This window comes from Streptomyces paromomycinus, from assembly GCF_003865155.1.
GTDB classification, from domain to species: Bacteria; Actinomycetota; Actinomycetes; order Streptomycetales; family Streptomycetaceae; genus Streptomyces; species Streptomyces chrestomyceticus.
Genome location: NZ_BHZD01000001.1, coordinates 7,083,652 through 7,105,423, shown reverse-complemented (window position 1 = coordinate 7,105,423; position 21,772 = coordinate 7,083,652). Strand labels below are relative to the sequence as shown.

15 protein-coding genes are annotated in these 21,772 nt (G+C 72.3%); 11 read left to right on the top strand and 4 right to left on the bottom strand.

The window, feature by feature from the left end:
* Positions 1-445: 445 nt before the first annotated feature.
* Positions 446-2,539 carry a hypothetical protein gene (locus tag OEIGOIKO_RS30635; protein WP_125056758.1) on the bottom strand — a complete coding sequence of 698 codons (2,094 nt, stop codon included), beginning with the start codon at positions 2,537-2,539 and terminating at the stop codon, positions 446-448.
* Between the two features lie 363 nt (positions 2,540-2,902).
* On the opposite strand from OEIGOIKO_RS30635, the gene OEIGOIKO_RS30630 reads away from it, so the two are divergent.
* The 6 genes from OEIGOIKO_RS30630 to OEIGOIKO_RS30605 all read left to right on the top strand — a co-directional run bounded on the left by OEIGOIKO_RS30630 (position 2,903) and on the right by OEIGOIKO_RS30605 (position 12,960).
* The gene (locus OEIGOIKO_RS30630; protein WP_125056757.1) at positions 2,903-4,447 is read left to right on the top strand and encodes a leucyl aminopeptidase; all 1,545 of its coding nucleotides are present in this window, start codon (positions 2,903-2,905) and stop codon (positions 4,445-4,447) included.
* A 327-nt stretch (positions 4,448-4,774) separates the two neighbouring features.
* Complete coding sequence (gene lpdA / locus OEIGOIKO_RS30625) at positions 4,775-6,163, top strand: dihydrolipoyl dehydrogenase (protein ID WP_170251922.1); 1,389 nt, start codon at positions 4,775-4,777, stop codon at positions 6,161-6,163.
* 54 nt (positions 6,164-6,217) lie between these two features.
* Positions 6,218-7,975, top strand: coding sequence for a 2-oxoglutarate dehydrogenase, E2 component, dihydrolipoamide succinyltransferase (sucB, locus tag OEIGOIKO_RS30620; protein WP_125056755.1), 1,758 nt, complete (start codon positions 6,218-6,220; stop codon positions 7,973-7,975).
* A gap of 174 nt (positions 7,976-8,149) precedes the next feature.
* Positions 8,150-8,773 carry a GntR family transcriptional regulator gene (locus tag OEIGOIKO_RS30615; RefSeq protein WP_030022023.1) on the top strand — a complete coding sequence of 208 codons (624 nt, stop codon included), beginning with the start codon at positions 8,150-8,152 and terminating at the stop codon, positions 8,771-8,773.
* A gap of 217 nt (positions 8,774-8,990) precedes the next feature.
* Complete coding sequence (gene aceE, locus OEIGOIKO_RS30610) at positions 8,991-11,666, top strand: pyruvate dehydrogenase (acetyl-transferring), homodimeric type (protein ID WP_125056754.1); 2,676 nt, start codon at positions 8,991-8,993, stop codon at positions 11,664-11,666.
* A gap of 220 nt (positions 11,667-11,886) precedes the next feature.
* A complete protein-coding gene (locus OEIGOIKO_RS30605; RefSeq protein WP_125056753.1) occupies positions 11,887-12,960 on the top strand; it encodes a helix-turn-helix transcriptional regulator in 1,074 nt (357 codons plus the stop codon).
* A gap of 78 nt (positions 12,961-13,038) precedes the next feature.
* On the opposite strand, the gene OEIGOIKO_RS30600 is transcribed toward OEIGOIKO_RS30605, so the two are convergent.
* A complete protein-coding gene (locus OEIGOIKO_RS30600; RefSeq protein WP_125056752.1) occupies positions 13,039-14,028 on the bottom strand; it encodes an SDR family oxidoreductase in 990 nt (329 codons plus the stop codon).
* Between the two features lie 153 nt (positions 14,029-14,181).
* On the opposite strand from OEIGOIKO_RS30600, the gene OEIGOIKO_RS30595 reads away from it, so the two are divergent.
* The 3 genes from OEIGOIKO_RS30595 (at position 14,182) to OEIGOIKO_RS30585 (ending at position 16,475) form a co-directional block, all read left to right on the top strand.
* Positions 14,182-14,700: a DUF4240 domain-containing protein gene (locus OEIGOIKO_RS30595; protein WP_125059170.1), complete on the top strand. Its 519-nt coding sequence runs from the start codon at positions 14,182-14,184 to the stop codon at positions 14,698-14,700.
* Positions 14,701-15,015: 315 nt separating this feature from the next.
* On the top strand, positions 15,016-15,630 hold the full coding sequence (locus OEIGOIKO_RS30590) for a TetR/AcrR family transcriptional regulator (RefSeq protein ID WP_125056751.1): 615 nt from the start codon (positions 15,016-15,018) through the stop codon (positions 15,628-15,630).
* Positions 15,627-16,475 carry an alpha/beta fold hydrolase gene (locus OEIGOIKO_RS30585; RefSeq protein WP_125056750.1) on the top strand — a complete coding sequence of 283 codons (849 nt, stop codon included), beginning with the start codon at positions 15,627-15,629 and terminating at the stop codon, positions 16,473-16,475. Before OEIGOIKO_RS30590 ends, OEIGOIKO_RS30585 begins: the two co-directional genes overlap by 4 nt.
* 32 nt (positions 16,476-16,507) lie before the next feature.
* Here OEIGOIKO_RS30585 and OEIGOIKO_RS30580 read toward each other — a convergent pair whose 3' ends face one another.
* Complete coding sequence (locus tag OEIGOIKO_RS30580) at positions 16,508-16,999, bottom strand: GNAT family N-acetyltransferase (protein WP_125056749.1); 492 nt, start codon at positions 16,997-16,999, stop codon at positions 16,508-16,510.
* A 41-nt stretch (positions 17,000-17,040) separates the two neighbouring features.
* Here OEIGOIKO_RS30580 and OEIGOIKO_RS30575 point away from each other — a divergent pair, with 41 nt between their 5' ends.
* Both OEIGOIKO_RS30575 and OEIGOIKO_RS30570 read left to right on the top strand, forming a co-directional pair.
* Positions 17,041-17,976 (top strand): TIGR01777 family oxidoreductase, encoded by a 936-nt coding sequence (locus tag OEIGOIKO_RS30575; protein ID WP_125056748.1) that lies wholly within the window; start codon positions 17,041-17,043, stop codon positions 17,974-17,976.
* A 492-nt stretch (positions 17,977-18,468) separates the two neighbouring features.
* A complete protein-coding gene (locus OEIGOIKO_RS30570; RefSeq protein WP_125056747.1) occupies positions 18,469-19,695 on the top strand; it encodes an FAD-dependent oxidoreductase in 1,227 nt (408 codons plus the stop codon).
* A 153-nt stretch (positions 19,696-19,848) separates the two neighbouring features.
* Here OEIGOIKO_RS30570 and OEIGOIKO_RS30565 read toward each other — a convergent pair whose 3' ends face one another.
* Complete coding sequence (locus tag OEIGOIKO_RS30565; protein WP_125056746.1) at positions 19,849-21,405, bottom strand: regulator; 1,557 nt, start codon at positions 21,403-21,405, stop codon at positions 19,849-19,851.
* Positions 21,406-21,772: the final 367 nt, after the last annotated feature.

The window sequence follows — 21,772 nt, the reverse complement described above, 5'->3', positions numbered from 1 at the left end:
GGGCGCGTGCGGAGGTGCTGGGGACGTGCACGTGCGGACGTGCGGGGACCTACGGGTGCGGACGTGCGGGTGCGGGCATGGGGGCGTGCGGTGCTGCGGGGGCGGGGTGCGGTGGGCCGGCGCCGGTGCGCGGGCACGGCCGCGGGACACCGTACGGACGCGCCCGTACCTGCGCGTCCGTGGTGTGGAGTGCTGTGCTGCGGAGTGCTGTGGTGGCAAGTGCTGTGGTGTCGAGCGCTGTGGTGGCAAGTGCTGTGGTGCGGGAGCGGCCGGGCGCGGGCTGCGGTGCGCGGGCACGGCCGCCGTGCGCCCTCGGGGACGGTGGCGCGCGGGCAGGGGTCGGTGCGGGACAACGGTGGTGGTGGTGAGGGGATGCGGCGGTCGCCGGCCGCCCGGTCCCGGCGCGCCCGGCCGGGTGCGCGGGCCGGGCGGTGCCGGAGACGTGTCAGGCGGTCGTCGGAAGCTTGAGCGTGATGGCCGCTCCGGGCGACTGCGCTGTGGCCCACTCCGATACCCGTCCGGCGTAGCGTTCGCCGAATTCCGCGGTCCCGTCGGCGAGTTGCTTTCTGGTTCCGTCGGGCATCGTAGCCGCAGCCGCCACCCCGGCCGGCGACGTGACGGTGACAGTGTCACCAATTCTGTACGCCGTCACCGAACCGGCGTCCAAGGCCTGCTGCCAGGCCGCACGCTGCTGCATCTCGCGTCCGATGTCCCGGTGACGCTGGTTGACGACCGGGGTGCCGTCCTCGAAGAACCCCCGATAGTCGGCCAGAACTTTGTCCAGAACCGGGTAGGCGATCCGGTCCTCGGCGAGGTTCGACTGGTGGATGTAGTGCGGCCGCGGATCGTTGGCCAGAGCATGTCCGAGGGCGGTCCGCGCCTCCTGCGGGACGATGTACGAGGCATAGCCCGTGTCGGTCGGCAACGGCTCCGGCATGCAGGTGGAGTTGGGGTCGGTCTCACAGATCCCGCTGCCGCCGTCGGCCTTGCTGGTGTAGATCCAGTTGTACTCGTCGACCTCTTCGGCCGCCTTGCCCACGTTGTAGTACACGTTCATCGGGTAGCGCGGCACGGTCAGCGCCGCCCCGGCCGGGCGCTGCGCGGACTCCCGCGAGTTGTCGCTCGCCAGCCACTTGACGCCGGTGGCGGCGAGCGCGGGCCCGAGGTTGGGGTTGTCCTGCGGCTGCTGCGGCAGGGTCTTCAGGCCGGAGTGCTCGCCGGTGACCAGCTCCGAGGGGTCCACGTCCAGCCCCTTGGCCACACCCCAGGCGTGGTTCTTCTCGATCTCGGCGGTGATCTCGCTGCGGCTGGTCCACCGGGTGTTGCCGAACCAGTCCTTCGCGCAGCGCCAGGGCACGGTCGAGGTGTCCTGGACACAGCCGAGGAAGGGGTGGGTCCAGGTGTGGTTGACCCAGCGGTACGCGTCCTTGTCGGCGAGCAGCCGGTCGGCCATCGCGTCCACCCCGCCGTGCTCCGCCTTCCACTCCTCGCCGGAGCCCGCGTTGTAGACCATGTCGAGCCGGTAGCCGCTGTCGCGCTGCCACTGGGCGGCGTACGCGGCGTCCGCCTCGCTCATCCGGACGGGGGTAGTGTCCGGGACGCCGGAGGGGCAGTCGAAGTCGCCGGGGGTGCAGTTGTTCTCGACGTCCCAGCGGGCGTCCGGGGCGAAGATGTCGTCGACCTGGACGGAGAAGTAGTTACGGCTCTGCCCCAGGTGGACGCCCTGGGTGAGCCAGTCCACGATGCCGCGGGCGAGCAGCCGGAACTGCTGCTGGTAGCGGTTCTGCGCGAAGGTGACGACCAGTTCGCGGCGGCCGTCGCGGGCGTACTCGCCGATCAGCGAGCCGCGCGCGGAGGTGCCCGGCACCGCCGCGTCCAGGTACGACGTGAACGTGGCCCCGGCGGGCGGATCCGCGAGCGGCTGCGCGACGTAGCCGTAGCTCTCGGAGACCTGCGGGTCGGCGTCCTCGAAGGGCACCGCGCCCTTGAGATAGCCGAAGGGGCCCGCCTTGCCCGCCGCGGTGGTGCGGGTGGCGAAGCCGTCCAGGACCCCGGCGTAGCCGCCGTCGTCGGGCGTGCGCAGGCCGACGTCGGGCCGGGCGTAGGTGTACGCGTCCACCTGCGGGATCTTGTACGTGGTCTCGTACGCCTTCAGGGCGGCCAGCTCCGTGGACGCGGTGCTGCCGAACGGATTGTCGTTCGGCAGCACGACGCCCTGGAACTTGGCGCGCGGCCGGCCGTCCACGGTGTCGCTGAGGAACGCCGCGTCGATCACCGGACGGCCGGGGCTCGTCAGGTCGACGGTGGTGTACGGGACACCCTGGCTGCGCAGTTCGGCGGCGATCGCTTCGGTGGATTCGCCGCCGTCGCTCACGACCAGGACCCGCAGGTCGACACGGGGCACCAGGTCCGCCGTCGCGGGCGCGTTCCGCGCGGCGGCGGGGGTGCTCACCGCCAGCGGAAGTGCCGTGATCATCGCTGCGGCGAGTACGGTCAAAACCTTGGCCGGTCTGGTGGCCGGCATGCCGTTGCTGCCCATGGGCGCAGTCCCTTCCCCCCGGAAGTCCCCCTGCCTCCGGAAGCGGTACCGGGCAGGCTCGTGCACATCATGCGAAGGTTCGCGTCCGTCTATCCCGCAGTCACCACTACTGTGACGCACGTCTCATTCGGCGCACGGAGATTGACGGCAGAGCCGGTGCGCGGGCGGCTCCGGCGGTCCGCGGAATCGCCAACTCTCCCAGCACACGGCGACATTGAGGCCCCTGTGACAGGTGATGAAGATGTGACAGGCCGGGCCGATACGGCATCAAGCGGTTACGTCCGGCGCCCCCGAGCGTAGGCTCGGCCGCAGCAGCGCCCTCGGCGCGAACGGACAACCGGACGGAACAGGACTCTCATCACCGTGACTGCACTGACCCTCAGCACCTCCTCCGCCGCGACGTTGCGTGCGGACACCGTTGTCGTCGGCGTGGCCAAGGGCGCCAAGGGCGTCGTACTGGCCCCCGGCGCCGAAGCCGTGGACAAGGCGTTCGACGGCGGGCTCGCCGCCGTCCTGGAGACCCTCGGCGCGAGCGGTGCCGAGGGCGAGGTCACCAAGCTGCCGGCCGGCTCCGGCCTGAAGGCGGCGGTCGTCCTGGCGGTCGGCCTGGGCGACGCCCCGGCCGCGGACGAGGAGTACGACCCCGAGGTGCTGCGCCGCGGCGCCGGCGCCGCCGCCCGCGCCCTGGCCGGCACCAAGAAGGCCGCCTTCGCGCTGCCCAACGGGGACGCCGGGGACACCGCGGCGGTCGCCGAGGGCGCGCTGCTCGGCGCGTACGCCTTCACCGCGTACCGCGGCGGCGACGCGAAGACCGCCCGCGGCGGCAAGAAGGCCGAGGGCAACGGCAAGGCGCCGCTGGCCGAGATCGCGATCCTCGGCGGCAAGCCGCGCGACAAGGCCCACAAGGCCGCCGCCGAGCGCGCCGAGACGCTGGCCGCCGAGGTCAACCGCGCCCGCGACCTGATCAACACCCCCTCCAACGACCTCACCCCGAAGTCCTTCGCCGCGCAGGCCCAGGCCGCCGCGAAGGAGTTCGGCCTCAAGGTCGAGGTGCTGGACGAGAAGGCCCTGAAGAAGGGCGGCTACGGCGGCCTGACGGGCGTCGGCCAGGGCTCGGAGAACCCGCCGCGGCTGGTGCGGATCGCCCACACCCACCCGAAGGGCGAAAAGACCCTGGCGCTCGTCGGCAAGGGCATCACCTACGACTCGGGCGGCATCTCCCTGAAGCCGGCCGGCTTCAACGAGACCATGAAGTGCGACATGAGCGGCGCCGCCGCGGTGTTCGCCGCGGTCGTGGCCGCCGCCCGGCTGGGCCTCGCGGTCAACGTCACCGGCTGGCTGGCGCTCGCCGAGAACATGCCCTCGGGCAACGCGATGCGCCCCGGCGACGTGCTGACCATGTACAACGGCAAGACCGTCGAGGTGCTGAACACCGACGCCGAGGGCCGCCTGGTGCTGGCCGACGCGCTGACCCGCGCCTCGGAGGAGCAGCCCGACGCGATCGTGGACGTAGCGACGCTGACCGGCGCGATGGTGATGGCGCTGGGCAACCGGACCTTCGGGATCATGTCCAACGACGACGCCTTCCGGGCGAGCCTGCACGAGATCGCGGCGGCGGCCGGCGAGCCGTCCTGGCCGATGCCGATGCCGTCCGAGCTGCGCCGGAGCATGGACTCCCCGGTCGCCGACCTGAAGAACGTCGGCGAGCGGGCGGGCAGCGGCCTGCTGGCCGGGGTCTTCCTGAAGGAGTTCGTGGGCGAGGGCATCACCTGGGCGCACCTGGACATCGCCGGCCCGGCCTTCCACGAGAGCGCGCCGTTCGGCTACACCCCCAAGGGCGGCACCGGCTCCGCGGTCCGCACCCTGGTGCGGCTGGCCGAGCGCACCGCGGACGGCGACCTCGGCTGATCCTGGCGCGGTTACGTTTGTGGCGTTCACAACGTTTTGCCGGTACGGCCCCGGGCCCGGCGCCCGGGGCCGTACGCGCGTGTTCGCCCTCGACGAAATCCGTACGCCCGTACGCCTGAGTAACCGCACGCGCAACCCCCGGGAACGGCCGTCGTGCCGTCCCACAGCCCGGCCCGCCGTCCCGTCACCGTTCAACAAGTGCGAAGATGGGTTCTTGGCAGGACAGGGCCCCCCTTACCCAGGGCCGATCCAAGAAGCGGCCGATCAACAGCCGCCGCCCGGTCACCGACGACCGGCTCCGGCGTACCCATGCATGGAGGACGTGACGTGGCGAACGACGCCAGCACCGTTTTCGACCTAGTGATCCTCGGAGGCGGTAGCGGTGGTTACGCCGCTGCCCTGCGCGGGGCGCAGCTGGGCCTGGACGTCGCCCTGATCGAGAAGAACAAGCTCGGCGGCACCTGCCTGCACAACGGCTGCATCCCCACCAAGGCCCTGCTGCACGCCGGCGAGATCGCGGACCAGGCCCGCGAAGCCGCGCAGTTCGGTGTCAAGGCCACCCTCGACGGCATCGACATCGAGGGCGTCCACAAGTACAAGGACGAGGTCATCTCGGGCCTGTACAAGGGGCTGCAGGGCCTGGTCGCCTCCCGCAAGGTGACCTACATCGAGGGTGAGGGCCGGCTGTCCTCCCCCACCTCCGTCGACGTGAACGGCCAGCGCGTCCAGGGCCGCCACATCCTGCTGGCGACCGGCTCCGTGCCGAAGTCCCTGCCGGGCCTGACCATCGACGGCGACCGGATCATCTCCTCGGACCACGCGCTGAAGCTGGACCGGGTGCCGAAGTCCGCGATCGTGCTGGGCGGCGGCGTCATCGGCGTCGAGTTCGCCTCGGCGTGGAAGTCCTTCGGCACCGACGTGACCATCGTCGAGGGCCTCAAGCACCTCGTCCCGGTCGAGGACGAGAACAGCTCCAAGCTGCTGGAGCGGGCCTTCCGCAAGCGCGGCATCAAGTTCAACCTGGGCACCTTCTTCGACAAGGCCGAGTACACCCAGGACGGCGTCAAGGTCACGCTGGCCGACGGCAAGTCCTTCGAGGCCGAGGTGCTGCTGGTCGCCATCGGCCGCGGCCCGGTCTCCCAGGGCCTGGGCTACGAGGAGGCCGGGGTCGCCATGGACCGCGGCTACGTCCTCGTGGACGAGTACATGCAGACCAACGTGCCGACCGTCTCGGCCGTCGGTGACCTCGTCCCGACCCTCCAGCTCGCGCACGTCGGCTTCGCCGAGGGCATCCTGGTGGCGGAGCGGCTGGCCGGCGTCAAGACCGTGCCGATCGACTACGACGGCGTGCCGCGCGTGACGTACTGCCACCCCGAGGTCGCTTCGGTGGGTATCACCGAGGCGAAGGCCAAGGAGCTGTACGGTGCCGACAAGGTCGTCGCTCTGAAGTACAACCTCGCGGGCAACGGCAAGAGCAAGATCCTCAAGACCGCGGGCGAGATCAAGCTCGTCCAGGTCAAGGACGGTGCCGTGGTCGGCGTCCACATGGTCGGTGACCGTATGGGCGAGCAGGTCGGCGAGGCCCAGCTGGTCTACAACTGGGAGGCCCTGCCGGCCGAGGTTGCGCAGCTCATCCACGCGCACCCGACGCAGAACGAGGCGCTCGGCGAGGCCCACCTGGCCCTGGCCGGCAAGCCTCTGCACTCCCACGACTGATCCCGGTCCGGGCGCGACCACATCCGCACTTTTCTGTAAGGAGCAAGAGAAACCATGGCGGTTTCCGTAACCCTTCCGGCGCTCGGCGAGAGCGTCACCGAGGGCACCGTCACCCGCTGGCTGAAGGCCGAGGGTGAGCGCGTCGAGGCCGACGAGCCCCTGCTGGAGGTGTCGACCGACAAGGTCGACACCGAGATCCCCGCCCCCGCCGCCGGCGTGCTGGCCTCCATCAAGGTGGCCGAGGACGAGACCGTCGAGGTCGGCGCCGAGCTGGCCGTCATCGACGACGGCAGCGGCGCCCCCGCGGCCGAGTCCGCCCCGGCGCAGGCCGAGTCCGCTGCAAGCAGCGGCTCCACCGGAGCGGCTGACGCCGCGCAGCCTGCTGAGGCCCCGGCCCAGCCGGAGCCCGCCGCGGCCCCCGCCCAGGAAGCCCCGCAGCAGGAGGCTCCCCAGCAGGATGCCCCCGCCGGTGGCGCCCAGGGCACCGACGTCGTCCTCCCCGCGCTCGGCGAGAGCGTCACCGAGGGCACCGTCACCCGCTGGCTCAAGGAGGTCGGCGAGGAGGTGGCCGAGGACGAGCCGCTGCTGGAGGTCTCCACCGACAAGGTCGACACCGAGATCCCCGCCCCCACCGCCGGCACCCTGCTGGAGATCCTGGTGGGCGAGGACGAGACCGCCGAGGTCGGCGCCAAGCTCGCCGTCATCGGCCAGAAGGGTGCTGCCCCGGCCCAGGCCGAGGCCCCCGCCGCCCCGGCTCCGGCCCAGGAGGCCCCGAAGCAGGAAGCCCCCAAGCAGGAGGCTCCGGCTCCCCAGGCCCCCTCGGCGCCCGCGCCGCAGCAGGTCACCACCCCCGCCCCGGACCCGGCCCCGGCCGCGGGTGAGGCGGACGCCGCGTACGTCACCCCCCTGGTCCGCAAGCTGGCCCAGGAGAACAGCGTGGACCTGGGCTCGGTCAAGGGCACCGGCGTCGGCGGCCGTATTCGCAAGCAGGACGTCATCGCCGCCGCCGAGGCCGCCAAGCAGGCCGCCCCGGCCGCTGCCGCCGCCCCGGCCGCCACCTCGAAGGCCCCGGCCATCGAGGCGTCGCCGCTGCGCGGCCAGACGGTCAAGATGCCGCGGATGCGCAAGGTCATCGGCGACAACATGATGAAGGCCCTGCACGGCCAGGCGCAGCTGACCTCCGTGGTCGAGGTGGACATCACCAAGATCATGCGGATGCGCAACAAGGCCAAGGACGCCTTCGCGCAGCGTGAGGGCGTCAAGCTCTCGCCGATGCCGTTCTTCGTCAAGGCCGCCGTCCAGGCGCTGAAGGCCCACCCGGTCGTCAACGCCCGGATCAACGAGGACGAGGGCACGATCACCTACTTCGACACCGAGAACGTCGGTATCGCGGTGGACGCGGAGAAGGGCCTGATGACCCCGGTCATCAAGGGTGCGGGCGACCTGAACATCGCCGGCATCGCCCGGAAGACCGCGGAGCTGGCCGGCAAGGTCCGCACCAACAAGATCAGCCCGGACGACATGTCGGGCGCGACCTTCACGATCAGCAACACCGGCTCGCGCGGCGCGCTGTTCGACACGGTCATCGTGCCCCCGAACCAGGTCGGCATCCTGGGCATCGGCGCCACCGTCAAGCGCCCGGTGGTCGTCGACCACCCGGAGCTGGGCGAGACCATCGCCGTGCGCCACATGACCTACCTGGCGCTCTCCTACGACCACCGCCTGGTGGACGGTGCCGACGCGGCCCGCTACCTGACGACGGTCAAGCAGATCCTGGAGGCCGGCGAGTTCGAGACCGAGATCGGTCTCTGAACACGCTAGCCACCGCGTAGGTGTGCAGGGTCGGCCCCGGTTCGTACAAGTTCGTACGAGCCGGGGCCGACCCGTTTTCGTTGCACGGATAATGGCCGTCCCGCGGTGGCCCCGTACCGCCCGTCGGCGCGGGAGCCCGGCCGCCACCTGCCACACGCTCTGAAGGAGCACCTCATGACCCCGCCCGTCGTCCATTCGCTCCGCGAGCAGATCCGCGAGCACATCCTGGAAGGGATCGTCAGCGGCCGCTGGCAGCCCGGTGAGCGGATCGTGGAGCGGCGGATCGCGGTGGAGCTGGAAGTCAGCCAGACGCCCGTACGGGAGGCGCTGCGCGAGCTGGAGTCGCTCCAGCTGATCGAGTCGGCACCGAACAAGGGCGTACGGGTACGGAATCTTACCGCCGACGACCTCAAGGAGAGCTACCCGGTACGGGCCGGTCTGGAGCAGGTGGCCGCGGAGCTGGCCGCCGGACGGCTGGCCGAGGACTGCGCGGCGCTGGACCGCGAGGTGGCGGCGCTGTGCGAGGCGGACCGGCACGGCGACGGCGAGGCGCAGGTGCGGCACACGGTGGCCTTCCACCGCGAGATCGTGCGCGCCGCCCGTAACGCCGTCCTGCTGCACACCTGGGAGTCGCTGGGCGTCGAGGTGTGGACGACGCTGTCGATCCGCTGGTTCAGCCCGGAGCCGCGCTCGCACGCGCGGGACCACCAGGAGATCGTGGACGCGTTCCGGCGGCGCGACCCGAGGATCGGCGAGCTGCTGAAGACCCACGTACTGAGCTGCGCGCCCAGGGTCTGACGCGCAGGTCAGAAACCCTCCCGCCCTTCGATTCGGAGCCGCAGACAGCCTGGCATCCCGTGCCCAAAAGGCTGGCACCCCGTGCCGACCTGCGGTTTTTCCTTCAACTTGCGTTGATCGATCATCGATCAGAGGCGTATCGTCGTCCGTGGGGCGCGACCCCTGCCTGCCAAAGCACTCATCGCACCTCCCTCCTCCGTCCGGAAAGGGGCCACCCATGCCCGATCCCGTACGTATGCCGTACAGCCAGCTCGACCAGGTCCCGGACCGCGACCCGGAGGAGACGGCCGAGTGGCGCGCGTCCCTGGACGCCGTCACGAAGGCGGCCGGTCCGCACCGCGCCGCCTACCTGATGCGCCGTGCCGTGGAGCACACCGGTGCCCCGGGCCTCGCGCCGCTCGAAACCGACTACGTCAACACCATCCCGACCGCCGCCGAGCCCGAGTTCCCGGGTGACGAGGCGATGGAGGCCCGGATCACGGCCTGGAACCGCTGGAACGCGGCCGCCATGGTCACCCGCGGCTCCCGCCTCGGCCTCGGCGGCCACATCGCCACCTTCGCCTCGGCGGCCTGGCTCTACGAGACCGGCTTCCAGCACTTCTTCCGCGGCAAGGAAGACCCCTCCTCGGGGGGCAGTGGCGACCAGCTCTACATCCAGGGCCACGCCTCCCCCGGCATCTACGCCCGCGCCTTCCTCGAAGGCCGCCTCACCGAGGACCAGCTCGACCGCTTCCGCCAGGAGGCGGCCGGCGACGGCCTGCCCTCGTACCCGCACCCGCGGCGCCTGCCCTGGCTGTGGGAGTTCCCCACCGTCTCCATGGGCCTGGGCCCGCTCTCCGCGATCTACCAGGCGCGCTTCAACCGCTACCTGGAGCACCGCGGCATCAAGGACACCTCGAACTCCCACGTGTGGGCGTTCCTCGGTGACGGCGAGATGGACGAGCCCGAGTCGACGGCCGCACTGGCACTGGCCGGCCGCGAGGGCCTGGACAACCTGACCTTCGTCATCAACTGCAACCTCCAGCGTCTCGACGGCCCGGTCCGCCCCAACTTCAAGATCGTGCAGGAGCTGGAGGCCCAGTTCCGCGCCGCGGGCTGGAACGTCATCAAGTCCCTGTGGGGCCAGGCCTGGGACGAGATCTTCGCCCAGGACACCGACGGCGCCCTGCTGCGCCGCCTGCGCGAGACCCCCGACGCGCAGTTCCAGACGTACGCCACCCGCGACGCCGCCTACCTGCGCGAGCACTTCTTCGGCTCCGACCCGGCGCTGGGCCGCATCGCCCAGGGCCTGTCGGACGCCAAGCTGCTGGAGCTGTTCCAGACCTCCCGCGCGGGCCACGAGCCGCGCAAGGTGTACGCCGCGTACAAGGCCGCCGTCGAGCACAAGGGCGCGCCGACCGTCATCCTGGCGCAGACCGTCAAGGGCTACACCCTCGGCGAGGGCTTCGAGTCCCGTAACGCCAACCACCAGATGAAGAAGCTCACCGGCGAGCAGTTCCGCACCATGCGCGACCTGCTGGAGCTGCCCATCCCGGACAGCGCCCTGGACGCGGACGTGGTGCCGTACGCCCGCCCGGACGAGAGCTCCCCCGAGATGGAGTACCTGCGTCAGCGCCGCGCCGCCCTCGGTGGCCCGGCCCCCGCCCGCAAGGTCGTCGCCAAGCCGCTGCCGATGCCCGCCGACAAGGCGTTCGACGCGCTGAAGAAGGGCTCCGGCTCGCAGGAGATCGCCACCACCATGGCGTTCGTCCGCCTGGTCAAGGACCTGATGCGGGACAAGGAGACCGGCAAGCGCTGGGTGCCGGTCGTGCCCGACGAGGCCCGCACGTTCGGCATGGAGTCGCTGTTCCCGTCCGCCGGGCTCTACTCCCCCGTCGGCCAGACCTACGACCCGGTCGACCGCGACCAGCTCCTGTACTACAAGGAAGCCAAGGACGGGCAGATCCTCAACGAGGGCATCACGGAGGCCGGTTCGCTGGCCGACTTCACCGCGGCTGCGACCTCGTACGCCACCCACGGCGAGCCGATGATCCCGTTCTACATCTTCTACTCGATGTTCGGCTGGCAGCGCACCGCCGACCAGTTCTGGGCGCTCGCCGACCAGCTGGGCCGCGGCTTCGTCATCGGCGCCACCGCCGGCCGGACGACGATGACCGGTGAGGGCCTCCAGCACGCGGACGGCCACTCGCACCTGATCGCCTCCACCAACCCGGCGGCGCTCTCCTACGACCCGGCGTTCGCCTACGAGGTCGCGGTGATCGTCAAGGAGGGCCTGCGCCGGATGTACGGTCCGGACGCCGAAGACGTCTTCTACTACCTCACGGTCTACAACGAGACCAAGGTGCAGCCCGCCATGCCGGAGGGCGAGGGCATCGAGGAAGGCATCCTCAAGGGTCTGTACCGCTTCAAGGAGGCCGCCTCGGCCGCTGCCGACGCCCCGCGCCTCCAGCTGCTGGCCTCCGGCACCGCCATCCACTGGATCCTGGAGGCCCAGGAGATCCTGGCCCGCGACTGGGGCGTGGCGGCGGACATCTGGTCGGCGCCGTCCTGGACGGAGCTGCGCCGCGACGCGCTGGAGTGCGACGCGGCCCGCCTGGAGGGCGAGGACCGTATCCCGTACGTGACCCGTGCGCTGGCCGGTGCCCCCGGCCCGGTCGTGGCGGTCAGCGACTGGATGCGTGCCGTGCCCGACCAGATCGCCCCCTGGGTCGAGCAGGACTGGACCTCCGTCGGCACCGACGGCTTCGGCCTCTCCGACACCCGCGAGGCCGCCCGCCGCCACTTCGGCGTCGACGCCCAGTCGGTCGTCGTACAGGCGCTGGCCGCACTGGCGCGCCGCGGCGACGTGAAGGCGGAGACGGTCAAGGAGGCGAAGGAGCGGTACGGACTGTAGGCCCCGGCGGGCACGGCGGCCTCCCGCCGTGCCCGCACCACCCCCGCCGGGCCCGCGCCTGCCGCAGTGCCCGCACCCCGCGCCGGACTCCGGTCCGGCGCCCCCCGCTCCCGTGCGGAGACCACCTCAACCGCGCCCGGGGTCTCCGCACGGGATCTCCGTCGCGCACGGGAGCACCGCCCGTGCGCCGGGCCGCGCTCCCGCGCGGCATGATGCAGCCATGCGCGCTGCCCGACTGATCAAAATGGTGCTGCTGCTCCAGTCCCGCCCGTCGATGACCGGCGCCGAACTGGCGCGGGAGCTGGAGGTGTCGGAGCGTACGGTCGCCCGCGACGTGCTCTCCCTCTCCGAGGCCGGGGTGCCCGTCTACGCGGACCGCGGCCGGGCCGGCGGCTACCGCCTCATCGGCGGTTACCGCACCCGGCTGACCGGCCTCGGCCGCAGCGAGGCCGAGGCGCTGTTCCTGTCCGGTGTGCCCGCCGCGCTGCGCGACATGGGCCTCGCCGACGCCGCCTCCGCCGCCCGGCTCAAGGTCTCCGCCGCACTGCTGCCCGAACTGCGGGACGCCGCCGACGGCGCCGCCCAGCGCTTCCACCTCGACGCCCCCGCCTGGTACCGCGAGCCGGCCACACCCGAACTGCTGCCCGCCGTCGCGGACGCCGTCTGGGACGACCGGCGCATCGCCACCCGCTACCGCCGCAAGGACACCGAGGTGGAGCGCGAGCTGGAGCCGTACGGCCTGGTGCTCAAGGCGGGCGTCTGGTACCTGGCGGCGCGGGCCGGCACGGGGGCGGAATCCGGCACGGAGGCGGAGGCCGGCACGGCGACGGAAGCCAGCACGGCGATGGAAGCCGGCACGGAGGCGGAGGCCGGCACGGAGGCGAAAGCCAGTACGGACCTGCGCGTGTACCGCATCGACCGCTTCACCTCCGTCACGCCCCTCGACGACCGCTTCACCCGCGGCCCGGACTTCGACCTGCCCGCATTCTGGGCGGAGCGGGCCGCCCAGTTCGCCCGCTCGATCCTGCGGGACGAGGTGGTCGTACGGCTGACACCGGCGGGCACCCGCCAACTGCGGCACGTCACCGACCGCGCCGGTGCCGACGAGGCCCTGGCAGCAGCGGACGAACCCGACGGGCAGGGCCGGACCACCGTCACCCTGCCCGTCGAATCCCTGGACGTCGCCTACGGCCAGCTGCTGGGCCTCGGACCGGAGGCGGAGGTACTGGCGCCGCCGGAGCTGCGGGAACGGTTCGCCGCGGCGGCGGCACGTATGCACGGGCTGTACGGCTGAATGGTCTTCACGTCCTTACGGTCTTCACGGGCAGCCGTGAGACGCGCCCCGCCTCTCCCCGCCCCGTACCCGTGCCGCCTACCGATACCCCGTCGTGTCCGCGGGCTTCCCCTCCTGCTCGACCTCCGTGATGTAGCGCCAGGCGTCCGGAGCCGACCCGTCCACGTCCGTGAAGCCGTACACCTTCGCCAGCCCGCCGCTGGACAGTGCCTGCCCGTTGACCCGGGCCACGTCCGGGTCGCAGGCCAGGGCCGCCAGCGCCCGCCCCACGAACACCGGCGTCTCGGAGATCGCGAAGTGCGGGTTCTGCGCGCAGCCCGCCCGCCAGTCCTCCTCGGTGACCTTGAAGTGGGTGTCCAGCATGGCCTCCGACCGCAGCCAGCCCGGTGTCAGGCACACCGCCGTACACCCGTACTCCGGCAGTTCCTGCGCCAGCCCCTTCGTCATCCGGATCGGCCCGCTCTTGGCCAGGTCGTAGTAGAAGGGCTCCCGGTAGCGCCGGTTGAACTCCTCCGTACCGTCCGTCACCTCCACCAGCAGCCCGCCGGGCCGACGGATCAGCAGCGGCAGCGCGTACCTGCTGGTGACGATGTGGCTCTCCACCCCGAGCCGCAGTACCCGCAGTCCCTTCTCCAGGTCGTGCTCCCACATCTTCTTGCCCCACTCGACATGCACGTCCCCGCCCCACAGGTCGTTGACGAGGATGTCCAGCCGCCCCTGCTCACGGTCGATGCGCTCGGTCAGCGCCCGTACCGCCGCCGGGTCCAGATGGTCCGTCGGTACGGCGATGCCGGTGCCGCACCCGGCCGGGGCCGCCGCACCGCCTTCGGCCGAGGCCCATCGGGCCGCCTCGCCCGCCGCCGTCACCAGCTCCGCCGTCTCCTCGATCGTCTCCGTCGCCCGGCCGACCTCGCTGACGTGTTCCCTGGTCGTACGGCCGGTGACATAGACCGTGGCACCGGCCCGGCCCAGCTCCACCGCCATCGCCCGGCCCGCGCCGCGCGTGGCCCCGGCGACCAGTGCGACCTTCCCGGTGAGCGGTGTCCGTGTGGTGGTTTCCTCGGCCATGGTGGTCTCTCCTTCTCGCATGCCACGACCTTCCCGCCGAAACCCGACACCTTGTGTCCGCTTTTCCGCGCGAGGCACCGCGGATAACGACACCGTCGCATCTGGGGCACTCCGCGTGCGGCGCCGTGCGGCAGGAACGATGCTGTACCCGTGATGGACGAGACGGAGTTCTGGCAGCTGATCGACAGCTCCCGCGAGGCCGCCGAAGGCGACCCGGAGGAGCAGGCGGACGCGCTCGTCGAACGACTGGTCGCCCTCGACCCCGACTCGGTGGTGGACTTCGCCCGGCACTTCGAGTCCCGGGACAGCCGCGCCTACACCTGGGACCTGTGGGCCGCGGCCGGCATCCTGCTCGGCGGCGCGAGCGACGACGCCTTCGACAACTTCCGCAGCTGGCTGATCGGCCAGGGCCGGGAAGTCTTCGAGGGCGCCCTGCACGACCCCGACCACCTCGCCGACCTGCTGGACACGTTCGACGACGAGGTGGACGGCGACGCGGAGGAACTCGGCTACGCGGCGGACGAGGCGTACGAACAACTAACCGGCGCCGAAATGCCCGACCTCGGTCTGCCACCCCAGCCCCGCGAACCCCTCGGCACCTACCTGGACCTGGACGACGACCGCGTCCTGGCGGAACGGTTTCCGCAGTTGTGGGATCGGTATGGGACCTGATGCCTTCACGCTGCACGTCGAGACAGCGAGCCCACCGGTCGGCATCGATGAAAGTGAGTAAAAACCGCCGCGTCGGCTGACAAAGCCGCTGGTCGCGGCCTGTGGTCCCCGCGGGTGCGGGGCTGTCCCCTCGCCGCGCCACGAGTCAGGCCGCGCACGACTGCCGGCTGCTGGCTGCTGGCTGCTGGCTGCTGGCTGCCTAAATCCGTTGCCGCGCCTAGAGCCCGTCGGCTATACCTAGAGTGCCTAGGAAATAATTAGCACCCCTAGGCTCCACCTAGAGGTTCTAGGCTAATGGCAGGAGGGGGCAGACCCATGGCACGAGCCGGTTTGACGGCGGACCGAGTGACGCTCGCGGGTGCCGAGCTGGCGGACGAGGCCGGGTTCGACCAGGTCACCATGTCGCAGGTGGCGCGGCGGCTCGGTGTGAAGGACGCGAGTCTGTACACGCACGTACGCGGCCTGGACGACCTGCGCGGGCGGATCGCGCTGCTGGCAGCCGACGAGAAGACCATCCGCATCGCGGAGGCGACCGCCGGGCTCGCGGGCAAGGACGCCCTGGTCGCGTTCGCCGACGCCTGGCGGGAGTACGCGGCCGCGCACCCCGGCCGCTACATGGCGACGCAGTTGCCGCTGAAGATCGACCCGGAACTGGCCGCGAATGCCCCCGGACCGCGGCGCGCGGTCGAGCTGACCTACGGCATGTTGCGCGGCTACGGCCTGGCCGAACCCGACCTGACCGACGCGGTCCGTCTGCTGCGCAGTACGTTCCACGGCTTCGTCGCCCTGGAAGCCGCTGGCGGCTTCGCCCACGAACGGTCGCCGCAGGACTCCTGGGTCCGTGCCCTCGACGCCCTCCACACCGCCCTGACGCACTGGCCCTCGCCCCGCCGCGAAGCCCGAGAAGCCCGAGAAGGAGACCCGACATGAACGGCCCGACCACCGGCCCGACCACCGGCAGCCTGCGCGTGAACGGCGCGACCCTGCACTACGAAGTACGCGGCCAGGGTCCGCTGCTGCTGCTCATACCCGGCGGAGCGGGCGGCGCGGCCTCCTTGGACGGCATCGCCGACGAGCTGGCCACCACCTACACCGTCGCGGCCTACGACCCGCGCGGCATGTCCCGGAGCACGCTGGACGACCCCGAGGCCGAACAGCACGTGGCCGAGCACGCCGACGACGCGTTCCGGATGCTGGAGCTGTTGGCGCCCGGCGAACCCGCCCGGGTACTCGGCATCAGCTCGGGCGCGATCACCGCCCTGCACCTGCTCACCACCCACCCCTCACGCCTCACGCGCGTCGTGGCGCACGAGCCACCGGTGGTGGAGGTCCTGCCGGACGCCGCCGAACACCGCGCGCTCGTCGCCCGCGTACAGGAGACGTTCCGTACCCAGGGGCTCATGCCGGCGATGGCCGTTTTCGCCGCGGGCCTCAAGAAGGACGGCAGCGATACCGCACCTCAGCCGGAGATGAAGCTTCCGCCGCAGGCCGCGGCGCGGGCCGAGCAGACCATGGCCAACCTGCCGTACTTCGTCGGCCGGATCGTGGCCCCCTTCATGTCGTACGCCCCGGACACCGCGCGCCTGGCGGCCCTGACCGACCGCCTCGTCCTGGCCGGCGGCCAGGACTCCCGCGGCGAGCTGGCCTACCGGCCGGCCGCCTTCCTGGCCGAACGTTTCGGCACGGAACTCCTGCACTTCCCGGGCGGGCACACCGGTACGACCACACACCCTGCCGAGTTCGCCGACGTCCTCCTCAAGGCGCTCATCGCCTAGAAGCGCACCACCAGAGCCCCCACCTCGGCCGCTCAGCTCAGCTTCTTGCCCATCAACACGTCATCGACGTACTTGCCCTCCAGCAGGAACTCCTCGGGCAGAATGCCCTCCACCACGAACCCCGCCGACTCGTAAAGCCTGCGCGCCGGAGTGTTGTGCCCGAGGACCCGCAGGGTGATCCGGCGCGCGCTCTCGTCCGCCGCCTGCGCGCACGCCGCGTCCAGCAGCGTACGGGCGATGCCCCGGCCACGCGCCCAGGTGTCCACGGCCAGGCCCTGGATCTGCCGGACGTGCGCGTTGCAGGGCAGCGCCGTCGGCGGCACCATCCGCAGAAAGCCGGCCAGCTGCCCCGCGACCTCCGCCACCAGCAGATCTTCGGGCCGGTGCCGGTCGTCGAAGAACCGGCCGTACGGGGACTGCGGCCGGGGCGTCACGGCATGCAGCGTCGACCACGTACGGCGGTCGATGACCGCGAGCTGCTCTTCGTCGGCGAAAACGGCAGTACGGACGAGCGATTCGGACATGCGTGCCACTGTGCCATGTATACGCTCCCCGAACCGGCAGTATGGCTGCCATGCGGATCGCGATCACCGGCTCGACCGGTCTCATCGGAACGGCACTCCTGCGCTCCCTGCGCGCGACGAACGCCACCCGCCCGCCGGAAGCCGGGACGCAGCAGCCCGACATCGTCCGGCTCGTCCGGCGCCCGCCGCGCGGTGCCGACGAGGTGCGCTGGGACCCCGAACGCCAGACGGTGGACGCCGCCGGGCTCGCGGGCTGCGACGCCGTCGTACACCTCGCGGGCGCCGGCGTCGGCGACCACCGCTGGACCGACGCGTACAAGCGCACGATCCGGGACAGCCGCGTCCTCGGCACGGCGGCGCTCGCCGAGGCCATCGCCTCCCTGGACACCCCACCGCGCGTCTTCGTCTGCGGCAGCGCCATCGGCTACTACGGGAACACCGGCGACCGGCGGACGGACGAGTCGGCGCCACCCGGCGACGACTTCCTGGCCCGCGTCTGTGTCGAATGGGAGGAGGCCGCCGCCCCGGCCGTCGAGGCCGGCATCCGGACGGTCTTCCCCCGCACCGGGCTGGTCGTGGGACGCCAGGGCGGTGCCTGGGGACGGCTGTTCCCGCTGTTCAAACTGGGCCTGGGCGGACGGCTCGGCAGCGGCCGGCAGTACTGGAGCTTCATCTCCCTGCACGACCACATCGCCGCCCTCCGGCACCTCATCGACACCGAGGAGCTGAGCGGCCCGGTCAACTTCACCGCGCCCGAACCGGTCACCAACCGGGAGGTCACGGCGGCGATGGGCCGCGTACTGCACCGCCCCACGCCCTTCCCGGTCCCGGCCCCCGCCCTGCGGCTCGCCCTGGGCGAGTTCGCCGACAACGTCCTGGCCAGCCAGCGCATCATCCCCCGACGCCTCCTGGACTCCGGCTTCACGTTCACCCATCCCACCGTGGACGACGCGATCCGCTCGGCCCTGGACGACTAGGTCTTCTCCCGCCCATCCGGGCAACACCCACGTCTTGTCTCTTCCCCCACCGGGGCGCGGCCCGCCACAAGACCGAGGGGCCGGGGCGGAGGGGTGGGTTCCAGGACGTAAAAGCGAAGCAGTCCTGGAACCCACCCCTCCGCCCCGGCCCCGCCCGCACCACCCACCACCAGCGGGCCCCGCCCCACACCCCCTCCCGCCGAAGGCGACACCACAACGCACCCGCACCCAAAGTCCCCTCCCCCGCCGAAGGCACTCGCCGAAGGCACCCACCAGGCACCGCCGACGGCATGTCACCCGGCAACGAACAGCACCCTCCCGCCCCCTCGCGGCACTCCGTGCCGCATCGTGCGCCCGTGCGCGGTCTACGCGCGATCGCGCCCCCGCCGCGGGGTTTCTTATGGTTCCAACCTCACGAACTCGGCATCCCGCGCGCCGGTTCGGGGCAGGAGCCCCTCAGCGCCGGCACCGGGACCGACCTCGGGAGGGCACGTGCTGCGCACCGCATCGACCGTGGACGTCGTCATCGTCGGGGCCGGCCTCGCCGGCCTCGCCGCCGCCCACCATCTGACCAGCGCGGGAGCCACGGTCACCGTGCTGGAGGCCGCCCCGCACACCGGCGGCCGGACCACCACCGACCATCTGGACGGCTTCCGGCTGGACCGCACCGGCCAACTGTTCGTCACCTCGTACCCCGAACTGCGCACCACCCCCGGCCTCAACGGCTTGGTCCTGCGTCACTTCTCCCCCGGGCTCTGCCTCCACAACGGTCAGCGGACGCACCGCGTCGGTGCTCCCCGGAGCACAAGGGGCGCACTTTCCGCCGCGCGCGCCCTTTCGCGCTCCGAGCGGCGCGCCGACCGCCCGGTCGCCCAGGCGCTGGCCGCCCGGCCGCCCTTCCCGCCGTACATCCCCGACGGGTTCCTGCGCCCCCTCCTGTCCGCCCTCCTCTGCGATCCCGGGCTCTCCGGCTCCAGCCGCAGCGCCGCCCAGGCCCTGCGCGCCTTCGCCCGCGGCCGGCTGTGCCTGCCCGCCGGCGGCGCCTCGGCGCTGCCCGAACTCCTCGCCGCCTCCCTTCCCCCCGGCACCGTGCGCACCTCCGTACGCGCCGTCTCCGTCTCGACCACCAGCGTCACCACCGCCGGCCACGGGCGGTTCCCCTGCCGCTCGGTGCTCGTGGCCACCGGAGCGCGCGACGCGGCAGAGCTGCTCCCGGGGCTGCGCATCCCCGATTTCCACCCGGTCACCATCGTGCACCACACCACTGACAGTCCCCCGGTCCGCGAACCGGTGTTCTTCCTGCCCGCCGACGGCCCGGTCGCGCACACCTACGTCGCCAGCGAGACCGACCCGTCCCGCGCCCCCGCGGGCCGCGCCCTGATCACCACGACCGTGCTGGGTGCCCCGGCGACGCTGCCCGCCCGCGCGCTGGACAAGACGGTCCGGCCCCAGCTCGACCGGATCTACGGCACGTCCACCGACGCCTGGGAGCTGCTGGCCGCCCACCACGACCCGGAGGCGGTGCCGGCCATGCCCGTACCGCACGACCCGGAACGGTCGGTCCGGCTGCTGGCCGGGCTGTACGTGTGCGGCGACCACCGGGACACCGGCACCGTCCAGGGCGCCCTGCGCTCCGGCCGCCGGGCCGCCCGCGCCGCCCTCGACGACCTCCGCCTGCCCCCGTTCCGCGAGCCCTGCGAACTGTCCGCAGCGGCCTGACCCTGCCCGCAAACCTGACCCACCGACCCTGACCCACCGCCCCTGACCCACCGACCGGCCGGGCCACACACACCCACAGGGCCCGGCCGGGCCTACCACGCCGGTGGAGCAGGCCGCGCCCCGCCCCACCGGTCCCCACCCGGCTCCCGCCCGTCACCCCTTCATGGCCGCCACCCGGTCCCGGTACCCCCGCACCGCCGCCGCGTCCCGGTACGGCTCCAGCCGGCGCTCGAACTCGCGGACGTACTCGTGTGCCCGTACGGACCGCATCTCGGACGCCTGGAGCGCCGCCTCCGCGCCCAGCGCGCACGCCTGCTCCAGCTCGCCCAGGCCGAGCCGCGCCGTCGCCAGCACCACCCGGCAGAACAGCCGGCTGCGGGCGAACCCGGCGCCCCGCAGCTGGAGCGAGCGCTCCGCGTGCTGCGCGGCCGCCCGGAACTGCTGGAGGTCGCGGTGGCAGTGCGCCAGCTCGTCGGCGAGCTGCGCCTCGTCGAAGAACCGCGCCCAGTAGGGCGTGTCGTCCCCGGGGCGCGCCGTCTCCAGCGCCCGTTCCGCCCGCGCGAGCGAGGCCGTGCACGCCCGTACCTCGGTCAGTACGCCGTGGCCGCGCGCCTCCGCCGAGTGCAGCAGGGCCTGGACGACGGGCGGCGCGTTGCTGCCGACGCCCTGCTGGGCGACCCGGGCCAGCTGGACGGCCTCCCGCCCGTGCCCCAGGTAGACGGCCTGCCGGCTCATGGTCACCAGGACGTACGCGCCGTACGCGCGGTCCCCGGCCGCCTGCGCCAGCCGCAGCGCCTGGACGAAGTAGCGCTGCGCCAGGCCGTGCGCGGCGATGTCGTACGACGTCCAGCCGGCCAGCCTCGTCAGGTCGGCGGCGGCCGCGAACAGCCGCCGCCCGGCCGCCTCGCCGTACGTGCCGCGGAGCATCGGTTCGACCTCGTGCTCCAGGTAGCGCACCAGGGCCTGGCGCGCGTGCCCGCCGCCGTACGCGTGGTCCAGCGCCCGGAACAGTTCGCCGACCGACCGGAGCGCCTTGATGTCACCGGCGGACACCCGGTAGGCGTGCGCCCGGTCGGAGCGTTCCGTGCGCTCGGGGCGCTCCGTACGCCCGGCGCGTTCGGCGGCTCCCGCGCGCTCCGCCCGTTCGGGATGGCCTGCGCGGTCGTGGCCGGCCCGGTCCATCTGCCGCTGCCGGGGCACCGACACCTGCATCCGGCCCGGTGTGGTCAGCCGGCCCGCGGGCTCGGCCGCGTCACCGTGCGCGACCCGCTCGTCGGCCCGTCCGATCAGCCAGTCGCGGCTGGGCACCACCAGCCCGGCCGGGGTGAAGGCGATCTTGCGCAGCTCCGCGTGGCTGCCGGAGTCCTTGCGCCACAGACCGCTGACGATGTCCACCGCCTCGCTCGGCGTGGACGCGAACTCCAGCCCGGCGTACACCGGCGCGCAGGCGTCCAGGCCGAGATCCTGGGCCGACAGCCGGCGTCCCAGTCTGCGCGTGAAGACCTCGGCGATCAGTGCGGGCGTGGTGCCTCTGGGCTGCTGCCCGCGTAGCCAGCGCGTCACCGACGTCTTGTCGTACCGGAGGTCGAGCCCGTGCTCCAGGCCGAGCTGGTCGACCCGGCGGGCCAGCCCGGCGTTGGAGAATCCCGCCTCCGCGATGAGCGCGGCGAGCTGTCGGTTGGGCGTGCGCTGTGGGGGTCGTTCCGTCATCAGCTTTACCGGTCTCCTGCCTTCCGGGCCGAGCGGCCCGGGTTCGGCTGACCCTGTCCGGCGCTGCTCCCTGCCCTCGTGGAACGGCGTGAATGTAACGGCCTTCAGCGGGTTTCTCGCCGCCTTCGCCACGCGTTCATCCGATCGTGTGAGCAGGGCTCGCACTGCCCTCCACGCGTGTCCGGGCGGCCCCGCCCCGGTTCCGCAACGGCGGCCCCGGGAGTGCCCCGGGGCTCACGAAGCACTCCCGCGCGCCCGCGCATCAGACGCCCGCCCCGGGCGCGTGCGGGCACCGTCCGCCCCCGCCGTACAGTTGGCGTGGGCGCGAAGGACGTATCAAAGTTCGAAGAGGAGCTGCCGTGACTGC